Below are 4,279 nucleotides of genomic sequence, written 5' to 3'. Positions count from 1 at the left end.
GGATACCTTGTTGCTCACCAATATGAAGGGTTGATAAAAAAATCAAAACTTCGTGGAGGTAGAAGGAATCGATGAGGGTTATTCTTTTAGGTCCTCCTGGAGCGGGGAAAGGAACACAAGCAAAAATGTTGACTGAGGAATACAACATTCCTCATTTATCAACAGGGGATATGTTGCGTGAGGTGATTGCCAAAGAAACGGATACTGGTAAAAAAGCTAAAGCTATTATAAGTTCTGGTGCTTTGGTTCCTGATAGTATTGTTAATCAAATCGTATCAGATCGGATTGATGGAGCTGATTGTGTAAACGGTTTTGTTTTGGATGGATATCCGCGAACTGTGGGGCAAGCAGAAGCGTTGCAACAGATACTCGATTCAAAAAATATGCAGCTTAATGCTGTTGTTGAGTTGTGTGTTGATGAAGACGTGTTGATTGAACGTATGAAGAAGCGCGTTGAGGAAACAATAGCGGTTGGTGGACAGGTTCGTTTAGATGACAATCCTGTTGCTTTTGCAAAAAGATTAGTAGAATATCGTGAAAAAACGGCTCCCTTATCAAAATTTTATTCAGAGAGGGGAATGTTGAAGGTTATTGATGGAATGATTGGTGTTGCTGAAGTGACACGTATGATTAGAGGGTTTCTTTCATGAGATTTTTTTTAGAAATAAATGAAAAGAGTTGACTTTTGAGATGAAATCTATCAAAAGTGAATCTAATTTATTTTAGTGAAATAATAGGATTCGGAAGAATTTTTTTCTGAGTCTATTTTTTTCTGTAAGGTATATCAGGTATTTTATAAAAATTTGTCAACATAACTAAGGAGAGTAGGCGTGGCTCGTATCGCTGGCGTCAATATCCCGACAAATAAGCGTGTAATTATTGCGCTTCAATATATCCACGGGATTGGACCAAAATTTGCTCAAGAAATTATTGAAAGAGTTGGCATTCCTTTGGGGCGTCGTGTGCATGAGCTTTCAGATGCTGAGGTGCTGCAGATTCGTGAGGCGATAGATCAGGGCTATCAAGTTGAAGGTGATCTTCGTCGTGAAGTGGCTATGAATGTTAAGCGTTTGATGGACCTTGGTTGTTATCGTGGATTGCGGCATCGTCGATCTTTGCCTGTCCGAGGACAGCGTACGCATACGAATGCTCGTACGCGTAAGGGGCCTGCTAAGGCAATTGCCGGTAAGAAGAAATAAGGGCCTTTGTGGAAGGTTTTTATATATTCTTTTTCTTGTTTGATTTGTTTGGCAAGGAAAAAAGGTGGAGCTGCTGATGTTACGGCAGTGATGAGATCGTTGAAAGGGAAATTATGGCCAAGGAAGCCACACGTGTTCGTCGTCGCGAACGTAAAAATATTTCATCGGGTGTTGTGCATATTAATTCAACATTTAATAATACAATGATTACTATTACTGATGCTCAGGGTAATGCAATTGCTTGGTCATCTGCGGGAGCTCAGGGGTTTAAAGGTGCGCGTAAATCGACACCTTTTGCTGCTCAAGTTGCTGCGGAGGATTGTGCAAGAAAAGCGCAAGAGCATGGTATGCGTTCTTTGGAAGTTGAAGTTTGTGGACCTGGATCAGGGCGTGAATCTGCTCTACGTGCATTGCAATCTGTTGGTTTTGTCATTACTTCTATTCGCGATGTAACACCAATTCCTCATAATGGATGTCGTCCGCGGAAAAGGCGGCGTGTTTAATTGGGTGTTGTTTTTTGTTGTCGGAGATTTCTCTGATGTTCACATTGGTCGTTACGATTGAATGGTAACGGAACTAAAGAACGGGAATAAAAATATGATCCAGAAAAACTGGCAGGAACTTATTAAACCCAATAAGGTTGAGTCATGTGCACATGATAATCCAAATATTATAAGTGTGATTGCTGAACCTCTTGAGCGTGGTTTTGGTTTAACGTTAGGAAATGCGCTTCGTCGCGTGTTGTTATCTTCGCTTCGTGGTGCTGCTATTACTGCTGTGCAGATTGACGGTGTCTTGCATGAGTTTTCATCGATTCCAGGTGTGCGTGAGGATGTTACGGATATTATTCTGAATATAAAAGAAATTGCGCTTCGTATGGAAGAAGAAGGGCCTAAACGTGTCGTTGTTTATAAAGAGGGGCCTGGTGTCGTGAAAGCGGGAGATATCAGTACAGTTGGGGATATGGAAATTCTAAATCCAGATCATGTTATTTGTACTCTTGATGAAGATGCTGAAATTCGCATGGAATTTGTTGTCAACACAGGAAAGGGGTATGTTCCATCTGATCGTAATTGTGCTGATGATGCGCGTATAGGGCTTATTCCAATTGATAGTCTTTATTCACCGATCCGTAGGGTATCTTATAAAGTAGAAAATACACGTGAAGGTCAAGTTCTCGATTATGATAAATTAACGCTCACGATTGAAACAAACGGTGCTGTTAATGGTGAGGATGCTGTTGCTTTTGCAGCACGCATTCTTCAGGATCAATTATCGTTATTTATTAACTTTGAAGAACCACAGAAGGAGCCTGTTGAAGAGGTTGATTCTGAGCTTTCTTTTAATCCTGCACTTCTCAAAAAAGTGGATGAATTAGAACTTTCAGTTCGTTCGGCAAATTGTCTTAAGAATGATAATATTGTCTATATTGGTGATCTGATTCAAAAAACAGAATCTGAAATGCTTCGGACACCGAACTTTGGTCGCAAATCGTTGAATGAGATTAAAGAAGTTTTGGCGTGTATGGGTTTACATCTTGGGATGGAAATTCCTGCGTGGCCGCCTGAAAACATTGATGATCTTGCAAAACGTTATGAAGATCAATATTAGAATTAGAATTTAAGGAGAGGGCTTATGCGCCATAGTAAGTCAGGACGCAAGTTGAACCGTACTGCCAGTCACCGTAAAGCGATGTTTGCAAATATGGCAACTTCGTTGATCGAGCATGAGCAGATTGTGACAACGCTTCCAAAGGCTAAAGAAATTCGTCCTATTGTTGAAAAACTCGTTACTCTTGGTAAGCGTGGTGGTTTGCATGCGCGTCGGCAAGCAATTGCAGCACTTCGTGATGCAGGAAAAGTTGCAAAATTATTTGATACGCTTGCGCCACGTTATGCATCACGCAACGGTGGGTATTTACGTATTATGAAAGCGGGGTTTCGTACCGGTGATAATGCGCCCATGGCTGTTATAGAATTTGTTGATCGTGATGTCGAAGCGAAAGGGGCTGGGGATCGCATTCGTATGGAGGCTTCTGAGAATGAAAAGGAAACTTCTTCGTAAAGTTTTTTTATTCTGTTGAATTTTTAAAGGCCGCCTTGTCTTGGGCGGTTTTTTTGTGAGCATTTTTAAGTTTGTTTTAGTTGAGAAATAGGTGCAGAGAGAAAATTATAGAATATTGAATTATTTTATTTTTATAATATTTATTGTTCAAATAGGTTGTTTTTATTCTCTATTATGAAATATTAATAGAGGTCCTTAATTTGCGGGGATGTGTTTTTTTATTCTATTAATCTTCAACAGAATGTGCTGATTTTAAAGGAGTGGATTATGAGGTATTCTTTTTGGGTGCGGATTTTTTTTGCAATTATGATGCAGATATCATTTGATCATGTATATGCTCATATCCCTCAAACACAAACAGAAATCACCCTTTCATTTGCTCCTTTAGTTAAAAAGACAGTTCCATCTGTTGTAAATATTTATGCAGCTCGACAAATTAGAGCACGATCACCTTTTGAAGGCGATCCATTTTTTGAGCAATTTTTTGGTCGTTTTCAAAATAAATTTCCTGTTCGTAAGCAATCGTCATTAGGGTCAGGGGTGATTGTTGATGCACGTGGTTTGATCGTTACAAATTACCACGTCATTAAAGATGCAAGCGAAATTAAAGTGGCTTTTTCTGATGGGCGGGAGTTTGAGAGTAAGGTCGTGCTCAAAGATGAAGCGACTGATATTGCAATTCTTGAAGTTAAGGAAAAAGATGCTCAATTTCCAGTTCTTTCTTTGGGAAATTCTGATGCTGTTGAAGTTGGTGATCTTGTTCTTGCTATTGGTAATCCTTTTGGTGTTGGTCAAACAGTTACAAGTGGTATTGTTTCAGCGCAAGCGCGTACACGTGTTGGGATTTCTGATTTTGACTTTTTTATTCAAACAGACGCAGCCATTAATCCAGGGAATTCTGGTGGCGCTTTAATTGATATGAAAGGTCAGTTAATCGGAATTAATACGGCTATTTATTCGCGTTCGGGTGGTTCTGTAGGGATTGGTTTTGCTATTCCAGTTAATCTTGTAAAAGT

Annotated in this window: 6 protein-coding genes; all 6 read left to right on the top strand. The window is 39.7% G+C overall.

What is annotated here, in order from left to right; translation table 11 throughout:
- Positions 1-71 precede the first annotated feature (71 nt).
- On the top strand, positions 72-650 hold the full coding sequence (locus ACFIO3_RS09380; RefSeq protein WP_375606707.1) for an adenylate kinase: 579 nt from the start codon (positions 72-74) through the stop codon (positions 648-650).
- 180 nt (positions 651-830) lie between these two features.
- The gene (rpsM, locus tag ACFIO3_RS09375; RefSeq protein WP_026500557.1) at positions 831-1,199 is read left to right on the top strand and encodes a 30S ribosomal protein S13; all 369 of its coding nucleotides are present in this window, start codon (positions 831-833) and stop codon (positions 1,197-1,199) included.
- Between the two features lie 113 nt (positions 1,200-1,312).
- Positions 1,313-1,702 (top strand): 30S ribosomal protein S11, encoded by a 390-nt coding sequence (rpsK, locus tag ACFIO3_RS09370; protein WP_007347762.1) that lies wholly within the window; start codon positions 1,313-1,315, stop codon positions 1,700-1,702.
- 94 nt (positions 1,703-1,796) lie between these two features.
- Positions 1,797-2,810: a DNA-directed RNA polymerase subunit alpha gene (locus ACFIO3_RS09365; RefSeq protein WP_375606706.1), complete on the top strand. Its 1,014-nt coding sequence runs from the start codon at positions 1,797-1,799 to the stop codon at positions 2,808-2,810.
- A 24-nt stretch (positions 2,811-2,834) separates the two neighbouring features.
- Complete coding sequence (gene rplQ / locus ACFIO3_RS09360; RefSeq protein ID WP_375606705.1) at positions 2,835-3,263, top strand: 50S ribosomal protein L17; 429 nt, start codon at positions 2,835-2,837, stop codon at positions 3,261-3,263.
- A 267-nt stretch (positions 3,264-3,530) separates the two neighbouring features.
- Positions 3,531-4,279: trypsin-like peptidase domain-containing protein (locus ACFIO3_RS09355; RefSeq protein WP_375704360.1), on the top strand; the 749-nt coding region annotated here is incomplete at its 3' end.

This window comes from Bartonella sp. AD328YNZD (assembly GCF_042196425.1).
The sequence above is the reverse complement of the archived record's forward strand: the minus strand, read 5'-3'. Positions and strand labels throughout refer to the sequence as shown.